We start from the raw sequence: 13,968 nt of genomic DNA, 5'->3' as shown, positions 1-13,968 counted from the left end.
TTTTTGTAAAGAAACTTAAAGGGTAAACAAGGGCTAACGAAATGCGCGGCGATGTAACCCGCGCATTTCTGAGTGCTACGTCTATTTCATCAATGGCATTCTAAAGATTCTGTCAACGGGCTGCTGCGTTTATCGACCACACCAACCGCGATAGCAAGAACCAGCGCACTCAGCGACAGAACCCCGCCCGCCCAGTTTGGCGCCGTGAAACCGAAGCCGCTGGCGATAACGCTCCCACCCACCCAGGCACCGAGGGCATTACCAAGATTAAAGAGCCCAATATTGACCGCTGAGGCTAGTGTGGGCGCGCCTGCGGCCCTTGCTTTGTCCATCACCAGTTTCTGAATGGGAGAGACGGTTGCAAAACCAAACGCTGCCATCAGGAAGATGCACAATACCGAGGCAATCTGGCTGCTGGCCGTTAAATGGAAGATGAACAAAATGGCAGCCTGCCCAAACAGCGTGATATACAGCATCGGCATGAGCGCTTTGTCAGCGAAACGCCCGCCCAGCCAGTTGCCAACGAACAAGCCCAAACCAAATACCATCAACAGCCAGGTAATCGATCCTTCTGAGAAGTAGGCTACTTCCGTCATCATGGGCGCGATATACGTAATTGAAGTAAAGAAAGCCGCAGGTCCAAGGATGGTGATGCCCATGGATAGCAATACTTTTGAGTTGCCGAATGCGGCAAACTCATGCCCGATATGCTGTGCTTTGGGTTTGGCGGTGGAAGGAATAAGCACCAGTACACCGATCGCCGTGGCGACCCCAATCACCGTGATGGCGTAGAACGTGGCTTGCCAGGAAAACTGATGGCTAATCCAGGTCCCCACTGGCACGCCGATAAGGTTAGCCACCGTAAGGCCGGAGAACATAAAGGCGATGGCACTGACGTGTTTCTCTTTCGGTACCATTTCAGCGGCGAGTACAGAGCCAATTCCGAAAAAGGCACCGTGTGTCAGCGAGGTGATAATGCGTCCGACGATAGCGACCCCTATAGACGGCGCGAGAGCGGTGACCAGATTCCCCAGCACAAAGAGCCCGGCAAGGAAAACCAACATGGTTTTTTTGGGTAATCGGGAGCCCAGAATAATGAGTACCGGTGCGCCGACAAAAACCCCAAGCGCATAGCTTGTTGCCATATACGCCGCCACGGGAATCGTCACCCCGTAATCCGTCGCGATGGCGGGTAACAAACCTGCGATGATGAATTCTGTCGTTCCAATCCCAAAGGCACCAATAACCAGGGCCCATAAAGCAATAGGCATGATATCCCCTATGTCTAACAATTTTTTCATGTGCTAAATTATGCCTAATACCATTAGGGAAAAAAAACAAAATGACTAATGAAACAGGAAAAACGAATGTGCTTAGGCAAGAAAAGCATATCCCCGCAAAACTGGATGACGTGGACCGAAAAATATTAGCCCTTCTTGCAGCCGACAGCAGCCGGAGCTATGCCGATTTAGGGGAAGCGCTGCATCTTTCCGCGCCGTCCGTGCATGAAAGAGTCAAGCGGCTAAAGAAAGACGGAGTCATCAAGGGCACCGTTGCAAAGATTGATGGCTGTAAGGTCGGCCGAACCTTATTAACCTTTGTGCTGGTAAACACAAAGAATGTCGTGAGCACCAAACGTTTACTGGCACTGAGTAACTTGCCTGAGATTGAGGAATTTCATACCGTTGCCGGAGATTGTGGCGTCATGCTCAAGGTCCGAGCTCGTGACACGGAAGGGCTAGAGGAACTGTTAGGTAAACTACAGGAAGTGGAAGGTGTCGACGGGACGCGCAGCTATATCGTTCTGTCGACCTTCGTTGAACGCGGCCCTGACCCCAGTTTGTAACGCGTCCCTGTTTGTTGTCAGGGACGCAAGGGCTGTGCAACACGGGTCTTAAGGCAGAACGTTCCCGGCGGCGCGGTAAATTTCGTACCATTCTTCGCGGCTGAGCGACAGGGTAGACGCCGCAGCGATGTCGCGGATACGTTCCGGGCTCATAGTGCCGATAACCACCTGCATCGCGGCAGGGTGACGCAAGATCCACGCGGTGGCAATCGCGGTATTGGTAACATTATGCTGCTCGGCTAGGCGATCGAGGGTGGCGTTCAGCTTAGGGAATTTCTCGTTATCGAGGAAAACGCCCTCAAAAAAGCCGTACTGGAAGGGCGACCAGGCCTGAATCGTCATGGTATTCAGACGGCTGTATTCCAGAATTGCGCCATCGTGATTCACCGATGCCGGGTTAGTCATATTCACGTTAAAGCCCGCATCAATCATGCCCGTGTGCATGATGCTGAACTGCAACTGGTTGGCGATCAGCGGCTGGCGTACGGATTTTTTCAGCAGTTCAATCTGTAACGGATTCTGATTGCTGACGCCGAAATGGCGCACTTTTCCGCTGCTTTCCAGCTCATCAAAAGCGGCCGCGACTTCATCGGGTTCGAACAGCGTGTCCGGGCGGTGCAGCAGGAGCGTATCAAGATAGTCCGTTTTTAAACGCTGTAGGCTACCTTCGACGGAGGCGATGATGTGCGCCTTAGAAAAGTCAAAAAAGCCCTGACGAATACCGCATTTGGATTGCAGAAAAATTGACTCCCGGCGGATGGCGGTCTTCTGTAAACCGGCGGCAAAAATCTCTTCCGACAAACCTGAGCCATAGATATCGGCGTGATCGAAGAAATCGATACCCGCCTCGACGGAAGCATTGAGGATATCAGCCGCTTCATTCGTGCTTTTCTTTGCCATTCGCATACAGCCCAACGCAATGTTGGAAGCCTGTATCGCGGATGTACCGATTGTCATTTTCTTCATCGGGAACACTCCTGTGATGAGGGTTGCATGTCCGCCGAGATAGCTCGGCGGCATGGCACTTAGGCGGCAGGTTTTGCCACGATGCTGCGGGTTTCCAGACGAACTTCAGCGATGACGACGTCCAGCGTATCTCCCTGACGATAAACCACGTCGCCTTTCACTGAGAGGGTGCCCATTTCCTGACTGCACACCAGCTCATCGCGCACGGCGTGGATAAAGGAGGACGGGATAAAGGCTATTGCGCCGTTATCCAGCAGGCGAACGCGCAGGCCACCGCGTGTAACGTCAATGATTTCCGCATTGAAGCGACTATCCGTACCGGCTTTATCTTTGAGGTAGCGGGCGTACAGCCAGTCGCCGACATCACGCTCAGCCATACGATTAAGGCGGCGACGTTCGGCCAGTTGCACCGTGACATCGTCCTGCGGTTTTTCCGCGGCCTGTCCGGTGATAACCGCTTTCAGCAAACGGTGGTTCACCATATCGCCGTATTTACGGATCGGCGATGTCCAGGTGGCGTAGGCTTCCAGCCCCAGACCAAAGTGCGGCCCCGGCGTGGTGCTCACTTCCGCGAAGGACTGGAAGCGGCGAATGCGGCTGTCCAGGAACTGCGTCGGCTGGGCATCCAGCTCGCGGCGCAGCGTACAGAAGCCCTCCAGCGTCAACAGCGCTTGCGCGTCAGCTTGAACACCGTGGGTATCCAATACGGCAACCGCTTGTTCGATTGAGGCCGGATCGAAGCCGTTATGCACGTTATAGATGCCGAAGCCCAGCTTATCACGCAGCACAATGGCTGCGCAGACGTTGGCCGTAATCATGGATTCTTCAACGATACGGTTAGCGATGCGGCGATGTTCAACCACGATGTCCAACACGTCGCCTTTCTCACCAAGCAGGAAGCGGTAATCCGGGCGATCTTTAAACACCAGCGCGTGGGTGGTGCGCCATTCGCTGCGAGCCAGACAGAGGCGGTGCAGCAAACGAATTTGTTCGGCAATTGCGTCGTTTTGCGGCTGCCATTCGCCTTGATTTTCCAGCCAGTCAGAGACGTTGTCATACGCTAACTTGGCTTTGGATTCGATCCAGGCGGCAAAGAAGTGAATGTCGTCACCCAGCGCACCGTCGGCGGCAATTGTCACGCGGCAGGCAAGGACAGGGCGACGCTCGTCCGGGCGCAGGGAACAGATATCGTCCGACAGCGGGCGCGGCAGCATCGGGATGTTGAAGCCGGGCAGATAGTTGGTGAAGGCGCGCTGGCGTGCAATGTTGTCCAGCTCACTACCCGCCGCGACATACGCAGTTGGATCGGCAATCGCGATGGTTAATTGCAGGGAACCATCGCCGTTGTCGTGGACGTATAGCGCATCGTCCATATCTTCCGTGCTGGCGCTGTCGATAGTGACAAAGCTCAGCGCGGTGAGATCTTCACGGACGAGTTCGCCATCATGGCGCTCAGTCGCTTCAACCTCTGGGGCGGTGCGCTCCAGATTATGGCGTGACAATGTCACCCACCATGGTACCAGCGGGTCATCGCCTGTGGTGATGTACTGCGTCAGTTCAGCATGAAATCCACGGTCGCCCTTCAACGGGTGGCGGCGCATTTCGGCTACGGCCCAATCGCCTTCCTGAAAATCGTGCGTGACATCGCGCGCGGGGCGACAAGGGATGGCATCTTTCAGCAGCGGGTGGTCAGGCGTAATGGATAAGCGGTCGTCTTTTTTATGGATGCGCCCAACAAATCGGGTCAGGAAGGGTTCGATCAGCGTTTCTGGCTCGACAATTTCCCGCTCTTTTTCCGTATGCAGGGTGGCGGTAATCCGGTCACCGTGCATCACTTTTTTCATGTGCGGAGGGGGAATGAAATAGCTTTTTTGTCCGTCAGCTTCAAGAAAGCCAAATCCTTTATCGGTGCCTTTGACGACACCTTCAACACGCGGTGTCTGAGAGTGAAGTTGCTGTTTTAGCTGTGCAAGCAGCGGATTATCTTGAAACATAGCGTCCAGAAATACGGTTGTGAGTAGCTCAATTAGCAATTCACAGTTTTACTCGAATCGGGTGCTGGCGGCAAGAATAATCGGGGGTAGCGTGGGCGCAGATCGGCAGCAGAAGCGCGGATAAACCTGAGTAAAGTCAACGCTGATCTGAGCGTATCCACCTGCCGTGCACGCCATTGGTTTTGCAATGCGAGTTATGATGTAGAACCTATCTCAGTAGGCGTTATTGGTGCAGCCAGTTTGGACTCGGACAGCGCGGAAAAACCGGAGCGTACACGTAGTACGTGAGGATTTTGAGCACTGCCCAGGTTCAAAATGGCAAATAAAATAGCCTACTGAGCAGGTTCTTAGGCGATACGCAACAGAGATTCCGCTTGCATACTGCGACGAACGACAACCGGCACAGACTTAGAGGTCGGCGTGTGCGTTTCATCCCCAAAGCTGGACAGCGGCACCAGCGGGTTGGTTTCCGGGTAATAGGCCGCCAGATTGCCGCGCGGAATGGCGTAGCTCACCAGCTTGAAGCCGTTGACGATACGGGTAATGCCGTCATTCCACAGCGTTTCGATATCGACCAGATCGCCATCTTCCAGCCCCAGCGCGCTGATGTCATCCGGGTGCATGAAGAGCACTTCCCGCTGCCCGTACACGCCGCGATAGCGGTCATCCAGACCATAAATCGTGGTGTTGTACTGATCGTGTGAGCGCAGGGTTTGCAGCGTAAAGGGCACATCGCTGCCTTGTAGCTGCGGAAACAGCGTATCGGGCAGTTCGGCATGGCTGAATTGCGCTTTCCCGTTGAGGGTATTGAAGTGCAGTTCAGCAGCGGCGTTACCGAGATAGAATCCGCCCGGCAGGTCGCAGTTGGCATTGAAATCGGTAAAGCTGGGAATAGTCGCGGCGATATGGTCACGGATACGTGAGTAATCGTCCGCCAGCGCCAGCCAGTCGAGCTTTTCATGACCGAGCACCGCGTTGGCAATCCCGGCAACAATCGCCGTTTCCGAACGCTGCAACGGAGAAAGCGGTTGTCCGACACCCTGCGACGCGTGCACCATGCTGAAAGAGTCTTCGACGGTAATAAACTGTGCGCCGCTGGCCTGCATATCGAGGTCGGTACGGCCGAGCGTCGGCAGAATCAATGCATCGACCTTGCCGGTCACCAGATGGCTGCGGTTGAGCTTAGTGCTGATGTGCACGGTGAGATCGCAGCGGCTGAGCGCTTCTTCAGTACGGGCTGAATCCGGTGCGGCGGCGGCGAGGTTACCGCCTAGCGCGATCAGCACTTTTATCTCATCGCGCAGCATCGCTTCCAGTGCTTCTACCGTGTTGTGGCCTGCGGCGTAAGGCGGTGTGAAATCATAATGTGCGGCCAGACGATCGAGAAACGCGGCCGTTGGTTTCTCATCGATCCCCATGGTGCGGTTGCCCTGCACATTACTATGGCCGCGTACCGGACACAGCCCCGCCCCCGGTTTCCCCAACTGCCCGAACAGCAGTTGCAGGTTCACTATCTCCCGCACGGTGGCGACGGAATGCTTGTGCTGGGTAATCCCCATCGCCCAGGTGCAAATCACGCGCGGCGACTGCTGATAAATCGCCGCCACATAGCGCAACTGCGCTTCGCTCAGGCCTGATTGCTGTTCGATTTTCTGCCAGCTTGTCGCGTCGACAACGGCCAGATACTCATCTACCTGCTGGGTGTGCGTAGACAAGAAATCCTGATCGAATAAGCCCGCTTGTCCGTCGGACAGACGCTGGCGATGCGTTTCCAGCAGCGCTTTTACCATGCCGCGCACGGCAGCCATATCGCCGCCCAGATTGGGTTGCAGGTAGGTTTCGCTAATGGTACCGGACAGCGGCGTGAGCAGCTCCAGCGGGTTCTGCGGATTGGCAAAACGTTCCAGACCGCGCTCGCGTAGCGTATTAAATGAGACGACGTGCGCACCGCGATCGGCGGCGTGGCGCAGGCTGTGCAGCATGCGTGGATGATTGGTGCCAGGGTTCTGCCCGAAGACGAAAATTGCGTCAGCGTGTTCGAAATCATCCAGCCGGATCGTGCCTTTGCCGACGCCGATACTCTGTTTCAGACCAATACCGCTGGCCTCATGGCACATATTCGAGCAGTCAGGAAAATTGTTGGTGCCCAGCATGCGGCCAAAAAGCTGATACAGATAAGAGGCCTCGTTGCTGGCACGGCCAGACGTATACAGCTCCACCTGATTGGCGTGTGCCATGTTACCGATGTGGTGAGCAATCAGCGCAAACGCCGCGTCCCAACTGATAGGAACATAGCGGTCGCTGGCACGGTCGTAGCGCATCGGGTGGGTTAAACGCCCCTGATACTCAAGGAAATAGTTGCTCTGCTGGCGTAGCGTCGTGACGCTATGGGCGGCGAAAAAATCCAGATCGACCGCTTTGCGCGTTGCTTCCCAACTGACCGCTTTCGCGCCGTTTTCACAGAAACTGAACGTGCTGCTGTTGTCATCACCCCAGGCACAGCCGGGGCAGTCAAATCCTTTCGATTTATTGACCCGCAACAAGTTTCGGATATTTTTCAGCGCTTGCTTGCTGTCGAGAACAAAACGCGTGGTGGCTTCCAACGAGCCCCAGCCGCCAGCCGCATTGCGGTATGGCTTGATGGATGGTTTGAATTTCATGACATGTTCCGCAGGTGATAATGTTTTTTTTATGTGAACAAAATTTTAAATATTTGCTCTTGAGGAAAGTTTAGGTGTCGTCGGCGATCGCGTCTAATCAAATGCGGCTATGGTGGGATAGAGGCGGTTTATCGGTATATACTCCGGGCTTACCCACTACTGTGTCTGACGATCGAGCCTGACGATGGATATTAAGCAACTGCAATACCTGTGCAATCTGGAGAAAGAGCGCCATTTTGGCCGGGCAGCGGAAGCCAGTTTTGTCAGTCAGCCAACGCTCTCCATGCGATTGAAAAATCTGGAGCGAGAGCTGGATCTGGCGCTAATCAATCGGGGTAACAATTTTGAAGGCTTTACCGCTGAAGGTGAACGCGTGCTGGCCTGGGCGCGGGAAATCGTCTCGGTTTATCAGGGGTTAAAGCTGGAAGTCGCGTCGCTGAAACGCGGTGTGAGCGGCGTATTGCGCATTGGTGCGGTGCCGCAAAGCAGTATCGCGCTGTCTAGCCTGCTGGCGGCGGTGAACAAGGTTTACCCGCAGCTGGATTTTCAGATCTCGCTATTCAGTGCGGATCAACTGCTGGAAGCGCTGAATGCGCATTCGGTGGATGTCGGCATCGGCTTTTTTGAGTTTTCGACGCTACAGGAGCTGCACTTTCAGGCGTCGCCGTTGACGGAGCAGGGCATTGATCTCTTGTTCCACCCTCACTATTTCCCGCAGCTGGTGGGGGGGACGCCGCTGCCTCTCGCTGTGCTTTCTGAGGTGCCGCTCTGTCTGGCGGAGGCCAGCCGCTACTTCCGTCGCTATCTGGATAGCCATTTCCGCGAAATGGGCGTTTCGCCGTGGGTTAAGGTGGAAAGCTCTTCCGTCCTGCAACTGATTCAAAGTGCCTATGTCGGGCTCGGGTGCGGCATTGTGCCCCACGGCAGCCTGATCCCTGAAATGACGCCTGCGTTAACGCTGCGGCCACTGCAATTTCCGCCGATGCGCCGCCGCGCGGCAGTTGTGGTCGCCCAGGCTGGCAGAGCGACGCCGCTGGCGCAGAACTTCTTTGACGCAGCGCAGGCGTGGTTGCAGGCTCAGTCGTAGAGGCTTTCGTCCTGTATTGGCGCAACGGATTTGCTGGCGCGCAGCCGTCTGACGGACTGGCGAACCACCAGCGTACCATTGAGTAGCAGATTGCCCAGGGGAGCTTCGGGGCGGATTAGGCGATATTGCAATAGCCTGACGGCCTCTTCGCCCAGCGCCTCACGCGGCACATGCACCGATGTGAGCGGCACGTCGTGAATGGCCGAAAGATTGAATCCATCCATGCTCATCACCGAGACATCTTGCGGCACGCGCAATCCTGCTTTGGTCAATGCATTGACCACCCCAACCGCGATGAAATCACCACCAGCTAAAATCGCCGTAGGTCGCTTATCCTGCGGGCAGCGGGCTAAGAAGGCCGTCATCGCCTGTTCGGCATCCGTCGTGCTGAAATTATCTAATGCCAGCAAATTATCCTCAGAGGAAAACGGCAGATTATGGTGCTGATAGGCATCCCGAATCCCGTCCAGACGCAGCTCCATCGTGTAGCGACGCAGGCACAGCAGCGTCAACACGGTATGGTGTCCTTGCTCAAAGAGATAGTGGGCGGAGAATTCGCCTATCAAGCGATGGGCGGGTGCCACACCCGGCAATCGCATCTTACGGTCAATGCAATTAATCAAGATGCAGGGCTTACTGCTATCCGCCGCCAGCGCGTGAATATAGGGATCGTCGATGCCGATCAGCAGCGCCGCCTCCGTGGCCGGATCGCGTATTTTGTCTAAAAATAGCGCTGCATCGCTGTCATTTTCCTCCAGCCCGCAGTAGCGCACTCGCACATCGTGTGGCTTCAGGGCATCAATGATGCTCTGTACCACCTTGTGATAGAAGATGTCGGACCGAATATCAAAAGCGCGCGGTGGGGCGAAAATAGTGAGTCCGTTCAACAGCAGGCGGCCATTGGCGAGATCGGCCAGTACGCCGCACTGGCGGGCACAGTTGAGAATGTCCGCTTTTGCCTGCTCGCTGGTATTGGACTGACCAGATAGCACGCGTGAGACCGTGCTGATCGAGTAGCCCGTCCGCTGCGCAATTTCGCGTATTTTCAGGTTTCCTTTCATTTTGTGATCCCGTTCACCTTCGAAAATGACAAAGTTTTCATTGCTATCTGTTACCTGTTTTCAGGCGATACAGGCAGAGTTTTGTCTGCATTTTGACCATAGCATGAAAATGTTTTCAAAAAAGTGAGTGTTTCACGATTTTCAATTGTTCTACTCTCGATTTGGTAAACCAATTTCAGTGGTTAGAGGCAGTGAAACAGGATTTAACTCAATAAATACAATGATATGAAAATGGTTTGATTGTTCGATAGGCTATAAATAAAAAAATGCCGTCGAGATATCAGACCAATGTAACCCTACTTTCCTGTAAAGGAGTCACCATGAGTCTCGACATCAATTCGTCCTCCATCGCTACCAAAGGTAAACGGACATTCAGAAACCTGCGTTGGTGGGTGCTGAGCTTGTTCCTGCTCGGCGTTACCGTGAATTACATCACCCGTAATTCGCTGGGTATTCTGGCACCAGAACTGAAAACCAGTATGGGCATCACCACCGAGCAATACTCCTGGATTGTCGGTGCATTCCAGCTGGCGTATACCATTTTCCAGCCGATTTGCGGCTGGCTGATCGATGTCATCGGTCTGAAAATGGGCTTTATGATCTGCGCGGTGATCTGGGCGCTGATGTGCATCTTCCACGCGGGGGCGGGAAGCTGGTTGCATCTGGCGATCTTGCGTTTCTTTATGGGCGCGTCAGAAGCGGCAGCGACACCGGCGAATGCCAAAACGCTGGGCGAGTGGTTCCCTAAAAAGGAACGGCCGATTGCGGCAGGCTGGGCCGGTGTCGGTTTCTCCATCGGGGCGATGCTGGCACCGCCGATTATCGTTGTGGCGCATGCCTATCTGGGCTGGCAGGGTGCGTTTATGTTCACCGGTGGGTTGGCGCTGCTGTGGGTGGCGCTGTGGTGGCTGTTCTACCATAACCCGGAAGATCACCCGAATTTAAGCCGCGAGGAGCTGGATTTCATCCGTCAGGACAATGAGGCACCTCCGGTCAAACTGCCTTTCTTCACCGCACTGAAAACCGTCTCAAAAAACAAACGCTTTTACGGTATCGCCATTCCCGCATTTATGGCGGAGCCCGCGTGGGCAGTGCTCAGCTTTTGGGTGCCGCTCTATCTGGCGAATGAACGCGGTATGGATCTGAAACAAATTGCGATGTTCGCGTGGCTGCCGTTTCTTGCCGCCGATCTCGGCAGCGTCGCCAGCGGCTACCTCACCCAGCTTTACGTTCGCTGGTTCGGCTGCTCGCGCGTTAACTCAATTGTCGCGAGCTCGGTTACGGGCGCGTTTCTCATGCTGTCGCTGGCGCTGGTCGCCGTCAGTAAAGATCCGTGGGTGGCGATCCTGCTGATTTCCATCGGTGGGTTTGGCCATCAGGTGATTTCCTGCATGTTGAGCGCACTGGTGGTGGAATCGTTCGATAAAGGGCAGATGGCAACGGTGAACGGGATGCGCGGTTCATTTGCCTGGATTGCCAGCTTCCTGTTCTCGCTGCTGATTGGCGTCACTGCCGACAAAATCGGGTTTAACCCGCTGTTTGTCGCGATGGGATTCTTCGATCTGATCGGTGCCATCTTCCTGATCGCATTTATTGCTGAACGTCGTGGGAAAACGCGGTCGCAGGCATAACGGCTCATTTATTTTTTCCTGAAAAGGACGCTGTATGAAAACGTTGAAAAATTGGGTGTTCCGTCATCAGAGCGCCGACCATGTTGAACTGCTGGTGGACGACAAACATGTGTTTCGTCTGTACGTGCTGGAACCGATGTTGGCCCGCGTGCTGGTTAAACAACATGGCGAGCTGAAGCTGAACCGCACCTGGAGCATCGCGCCGCAGCAGGATGTTCCCTGGCAGGGGCGCAGTCGTGAGAGCAGCGAAGGTTTCAGCCTGCCGGGATTCTCGCTGGAACAGCTGGACGATGCGCTGCGTATCAGCACCGCACGGATGCGAATTACGATTCATCAGCCGCTGTGGCTGGCGTGGGAATATTGTGATGAACAGGGAGAATGGCAGCCGTTTGCCGCCGATCGACCCACCAGCGCCTATCTGCTCAACTCACACGGTGACGGCGTGGCGCACTATCAGCGCCGTTTCCCGACGGAGCGCTATTATGGGCTGGGTGAGAAGGCGGGCGATCTTGAACGCACCGGACGTCGGTTTGAGTTCCGCAATCTGGACGCGATGGGCTACAACGCGGCGAGCACCGATCCGCTGTATAAGCATGTTCCGTTTACCATTACCCGACGTGACGATGTCAGCTTCGGCCTGTTTTACGATAACCTGAGCACGACCTGGCTCGATCTCGGCAATGAGATCGATAACTATCATCTGGCTTATCGGCGCTATCAGGCGGAGGCGGGCGATCTCGACTATTACCTGTTTATCGGGCCGCGCGTGTTGGATGTCACGAAAGCGTTCGTTCGGCTGACGGGGAAAACGCTCTTTGGGCCAAAGTGGAGCCTCGGCTACAGCGGTTCCACTATGCATTACACCGACGCACCGGATGCACAGCAGCAGCTGATGAAATTTATCGCGCTGTGCCGGGAACATCATATCCCGTGTGATTCGTTCCAACTCTCATCGGGCTACACGTCGATCAACAATAAGCGCTATGTGTTTAACTGGAACTACGACAAAGTCCCCCAGCCGGAGGTGATGTCTCAGGCCTTCCACGATGCGGGCCTCAAGCTGGCTGCCAATATCAAACCCTGTTTACTGCAAGATCACCCGAAATATGACGAGGTGTCGGCGCAGGGGCTGTTTATCTGCGATTCCGAATCCGATGTGCCAGAGCGATCCAGCTTTTGGGACGATGAAGGCTCGCACCTTGATTTCACCAATCCGGCAACGGTGGCGTGGTGGCAGGAGAACGTCACCCGACAGCTGCTGGAGAAAGGGATTGATTCAACGTGGAATGACAATAACGAATATGAAGTCTGGGATGGTGAAGCCCGCTGTCACGGATTCGGCGAAACGATGGCGATCAAAAATATTCGCCCGCTGATGCCGCTGTTGATGATGCGCGCCTCGCTGGAGGCACAGCAGCGATTTGCTCCGACACTGCGTCCTTATCTGATCTCGCGTTCCGGCTGTGCGGGTATGCAACGCTATGTGCAGACCTGGAGCGGCGATAACCGTACCAACTGGCAGACGCTGCGTTACAACACGCGGATGGGAATCGGGATGAGCTTGTCCGGCCTGTTTAATGTCGGGCATGACGTCGGCGGGTTTTCGGGCGATAAGCCGGACGCCGAGCTGTTTGTGCGCTGGGTACAAAACGGCGTGATGCACCCGCGTTTCACCATTCATTCCTGGAATGACGACCATACGGTGAACGAACCGTGGATGTATCCCGCGGTGACGCCTGCGATTCGCAGCGCCATCGCACTGCGCTACCGCCTGCTGCCGTACTTTTATACCTTGCTGTGGCAGGCCAGCGCGGACGATGAGCCGATGCTGCGCCCGATGTTCCTCGACCACGAGCATGACAGCAGAACGCTGGAAGAAACCGACGATTTCATGTTGGGACGAGACATTCTGGTTGCCAGCGTGGTGGAAGCGGGGCAGCGCCAGCGGACAGTCTACCTGCCGGCGAATACGTCAGGCTGGTACGATTTTCATTCCGGCCAATGGTTCAGCGGCGGACAGACGATTGTGCTGGATGCGCCGTTGGAACGCCTCCCGCTGCTGGTCCGCGCGGGCGCGATGATTCCGCTGTCGGGACGAACGGCACACGTCAGCTCGCAGGAAGATAATCAGCGCGAATTCCTGCTCTTCCCGCCTGTCGCTGGCGGCACGGACAGCGGGCTGCTGTTTGAAGACGACGGCGAAACGTGGCAATGGCGTGAAGGTAACGCGCTGTGGTTGCGCTGGGAAATTCGCGCGGATAGCCAACGGATTGACGTGACGTTTACGTCAGAAGGGCGATACCAGCCCGCCTGGCAGAATGCGACGCTATGCCTGCCAGCGGGCGAGCAGCGTCAGCTCTACATTAACGGCGTTCACACGAATACCTATCAACACCAATAATCATCTCCATTTCTCTATACGCTAAATAATTCGAGTTGCAGGAAGGCGGCCAAAAGAGGGAATCCCGATGAGCTTACTCAGGTAAGTGATTCGGGTGAGCGAATGCAGCCAACGCACCTGCGGCTTGAAGTATGACGCGTATATTGCGCCTCGGTATTATTGTTTACCGGGGCGTTTTTTTTGTTATGCAGAATATAAATAATATCTGATTGGTTATCTTCAGGATAAAGAGATGTTAATAAAGTGAATGGAATATTAAATATAAAAAAGAGTTGTGCGAATACCCTTAATAAAAGCGGATCTACAAAATAGTTTAAATAGT

9 protein-coding genes are annotated in these 13,968 nt (G+C 54.9%); 4 read left to right on the top strand and 5 right to left on the bottom strand.

What is annotated here, in order from left to right:
* Window positions 1–89: 89 nt before the first annotated feature.
* Complete coding sequence (locus HP572_RS10140; RefSeq protein ID WP_240585537.1) at window positions 90–1,271, bottom strand: MFS transporter; 1,182 nt, start codon at window positions 1,269–1,271, stop codon at window positions 90–92.
* Window positions 1,272–1,342: 71 nt separating this feature from the next.
* Here HP572_RS10140 and HP572_RS10135 point away from each other — a divergent pair, with 71 nt between their 5' ends.
* Window positions 1,343–1,846, top strand: coding sequence for an Lrp/AsnC family transcriptional regulator (locus HP572_RS10135; protein ID WP_240585536.1), 504 nt, complete (start codon window positions 1,343–1,345; stop codon window positions 1,844–1,846).
* 48 nt (window positions 1,847–1,894) lie between these two features.
* Here the strand turns inward: HP572_RS10135 and HP572_RS10130 are convergent, their stop codons facing one another.
* The 3 genes from HP572_RS10130 to HP572_RS10120 all read right to left on the bottom strand — a co-directional run bounded on the left by HP572_RS10130 (window position 1,895) and on the right by HP572_RS10120 (window position 7,466).
* A complete protein-coding gene (locus tag HP572_RS10130; protein WP_240585535.1) occupies window positions 1,895–2,812 on the bottom strand; it encodes an aldo/keto reductase family oxidoreductase in 918 nt (305 codons plus the stop codon).
* 59 nt (window positions 2,813–2,871) lie between these two features.
* Window positions 2,872–4,806, bottom strand: coding sequence for an exoribonuclease II (locus HP572_RS10125; protein ID WP_240585534.1), 1,935 nt, complete (start codon window positions 4,804–4,806; stop codon window positions 2,872–2,874).
* Between the two features lie 347 nt (window positions 4,807–5,153).
* Window positions 5,154–7,466: an FdhF/YdeP family oxidoreductase gene (locus HP572_RS10120; protein ID WP_240585533.1), complete on the bottom strand. Its 2,313-nt coding sequence runs from the start codon at window positions 7,464–7,466 to the stop codon at window positions 5,154–5,156.
* A 184-nt stretch (window positions 7,467–7,650) separates the two neighbouring features.
* Between HP572_RS10120 and HP572_RS10115 the strand changes: the two genes are divergently transcribed.
* A complete protein-coding gene (locus tag HP572_RS10115; RefSeq protein WP_240585532.1) occupies window positions 7,651–8,553 on the top strand; it encodes a LysR family transcriptional regulator in 903 nt (300 codons plus the stop codon).
* On the opposite strand, the gene HP572_RS10110 is transcribed toward HP572_RS10115, so the two are convergent.
* Complete coding sequence (locus HP572_RS10110; protein ID WP_240585531.1) at window positions 8,544–9,614, bottom strand: LacI family DNA-binding transcriptional regulator; 1,071 nt, start codon at window positions 9,612–9,614, stop codon at window positions 8,544–8,546. The two genes, HP572_RS10115 and HP572_RS10110, sit on opposite strands and share 10 nt — an antisense overlap.
* A gap of 320 nt (window positions 9,615–9,934) precedes the next feature.
* Here HP572_RS10110 and HP572_RS10105 point away from each other — a divergent pair, with 320 nt between their 5' ends.
* A complete protein-coding gene (locus HP572_RS10105; RefSeq protein WP_240585530.1) occupies window positions 9,935–11,245 on the top strand; it encodes an MFS transporter in 1,311 nt (436 codons plus the stop codon).
* Between the two features lie 34 nt (window positions 11,246–11,279).
* Window positions 11,280–13,646, top strand: coding sequence for a glycoside hydrolase family 31 protein (locus tag HP572_RS10100; RefSeq protein WP_240585529.1), 2,367 nt, complete (start codon window positions 11,280–11,282; stop codon window positions 13,644–13,646).
* Window positions 13,647–13,968: the final 322 nt, after the last annotated feature.

Origin of the sequence: Pectobacterium sp. PL64, from assembly GCF_022477975.1 — a bacterium.
Lineage (GTDB): Bacteria > Pseudomonadota > Gammaproteobacteria > Enterobacterales > Enterobacteriaceae > Pectobacterium > Pectobacterium jejuense.
The sequence above is the reverse complement of the archived record's forward strand: the minus strand, read 5'-3'. Positions and strand labels throughout refer to the sequence as shown.

Coding starts and splice junctions, on each gene's coding strand:
- HP572_RS10140 (WP_240585537.1), bottom strand. CDS start 1,271: ATGCCTATTGCTTTATGGGCCCTGGTTATTGGTGCCTTTGGGATTGGA.
- HP572_RS10135 (WP_240585536.1), top strand. CDS start 1,343: ATGACTAATGAAACAGGAAAAACGAATGTGCTTAGGCAAGAAAAGCAT.
- HP572_RS10130 (WP_240585535.1), bottom strand. CDS start 2,812: ATGAAGAAAATGACAATCGGTACATCCGCGATACAGGCTTCCAACATT.
- HP572_RS10125 (WP_240585534.1), bottom strand. CDS start 4,806: ATGTTTCAAGATAATCCGCTGCTTGCACAGCTAAAACAGCAACTTCAC.
- HP572_RS10120 (WP_240585533.1), bottom strand. CDS start 7,466: ATGAAATTCAAACCATCCATCAAGCCATACCGCAATGCGGCTGGCGGC.
- HP572_RS10115 (WP_240585532.1), top strand. CDS start 7,651: ATGGATATTAAGCAACTGCAATACCTGTGCAATCTGGAGAAAGAGCGC.
- HP572_RS10110 (WP_240585531.1), bottom strand. CDS start 9,614: ATGAAAGGAAACCTGAAAATACGCGAAATTGCGCAGCGGACGGGCTAC.
- HP572_RS10105 (WP_240585530.1), top strand. CDS start 9,935: ATGAGTCTCGACATCAATTCGTCCTCCATCGCTACCAAAGGTAAACGG.
- HP572_RS10100 (WP_240585529.1), top strand. CDS start 11,280: ATGAAAACGTTGAAAAATTGGGTGTTCCGTCATCAGAGCGCCGACCAT.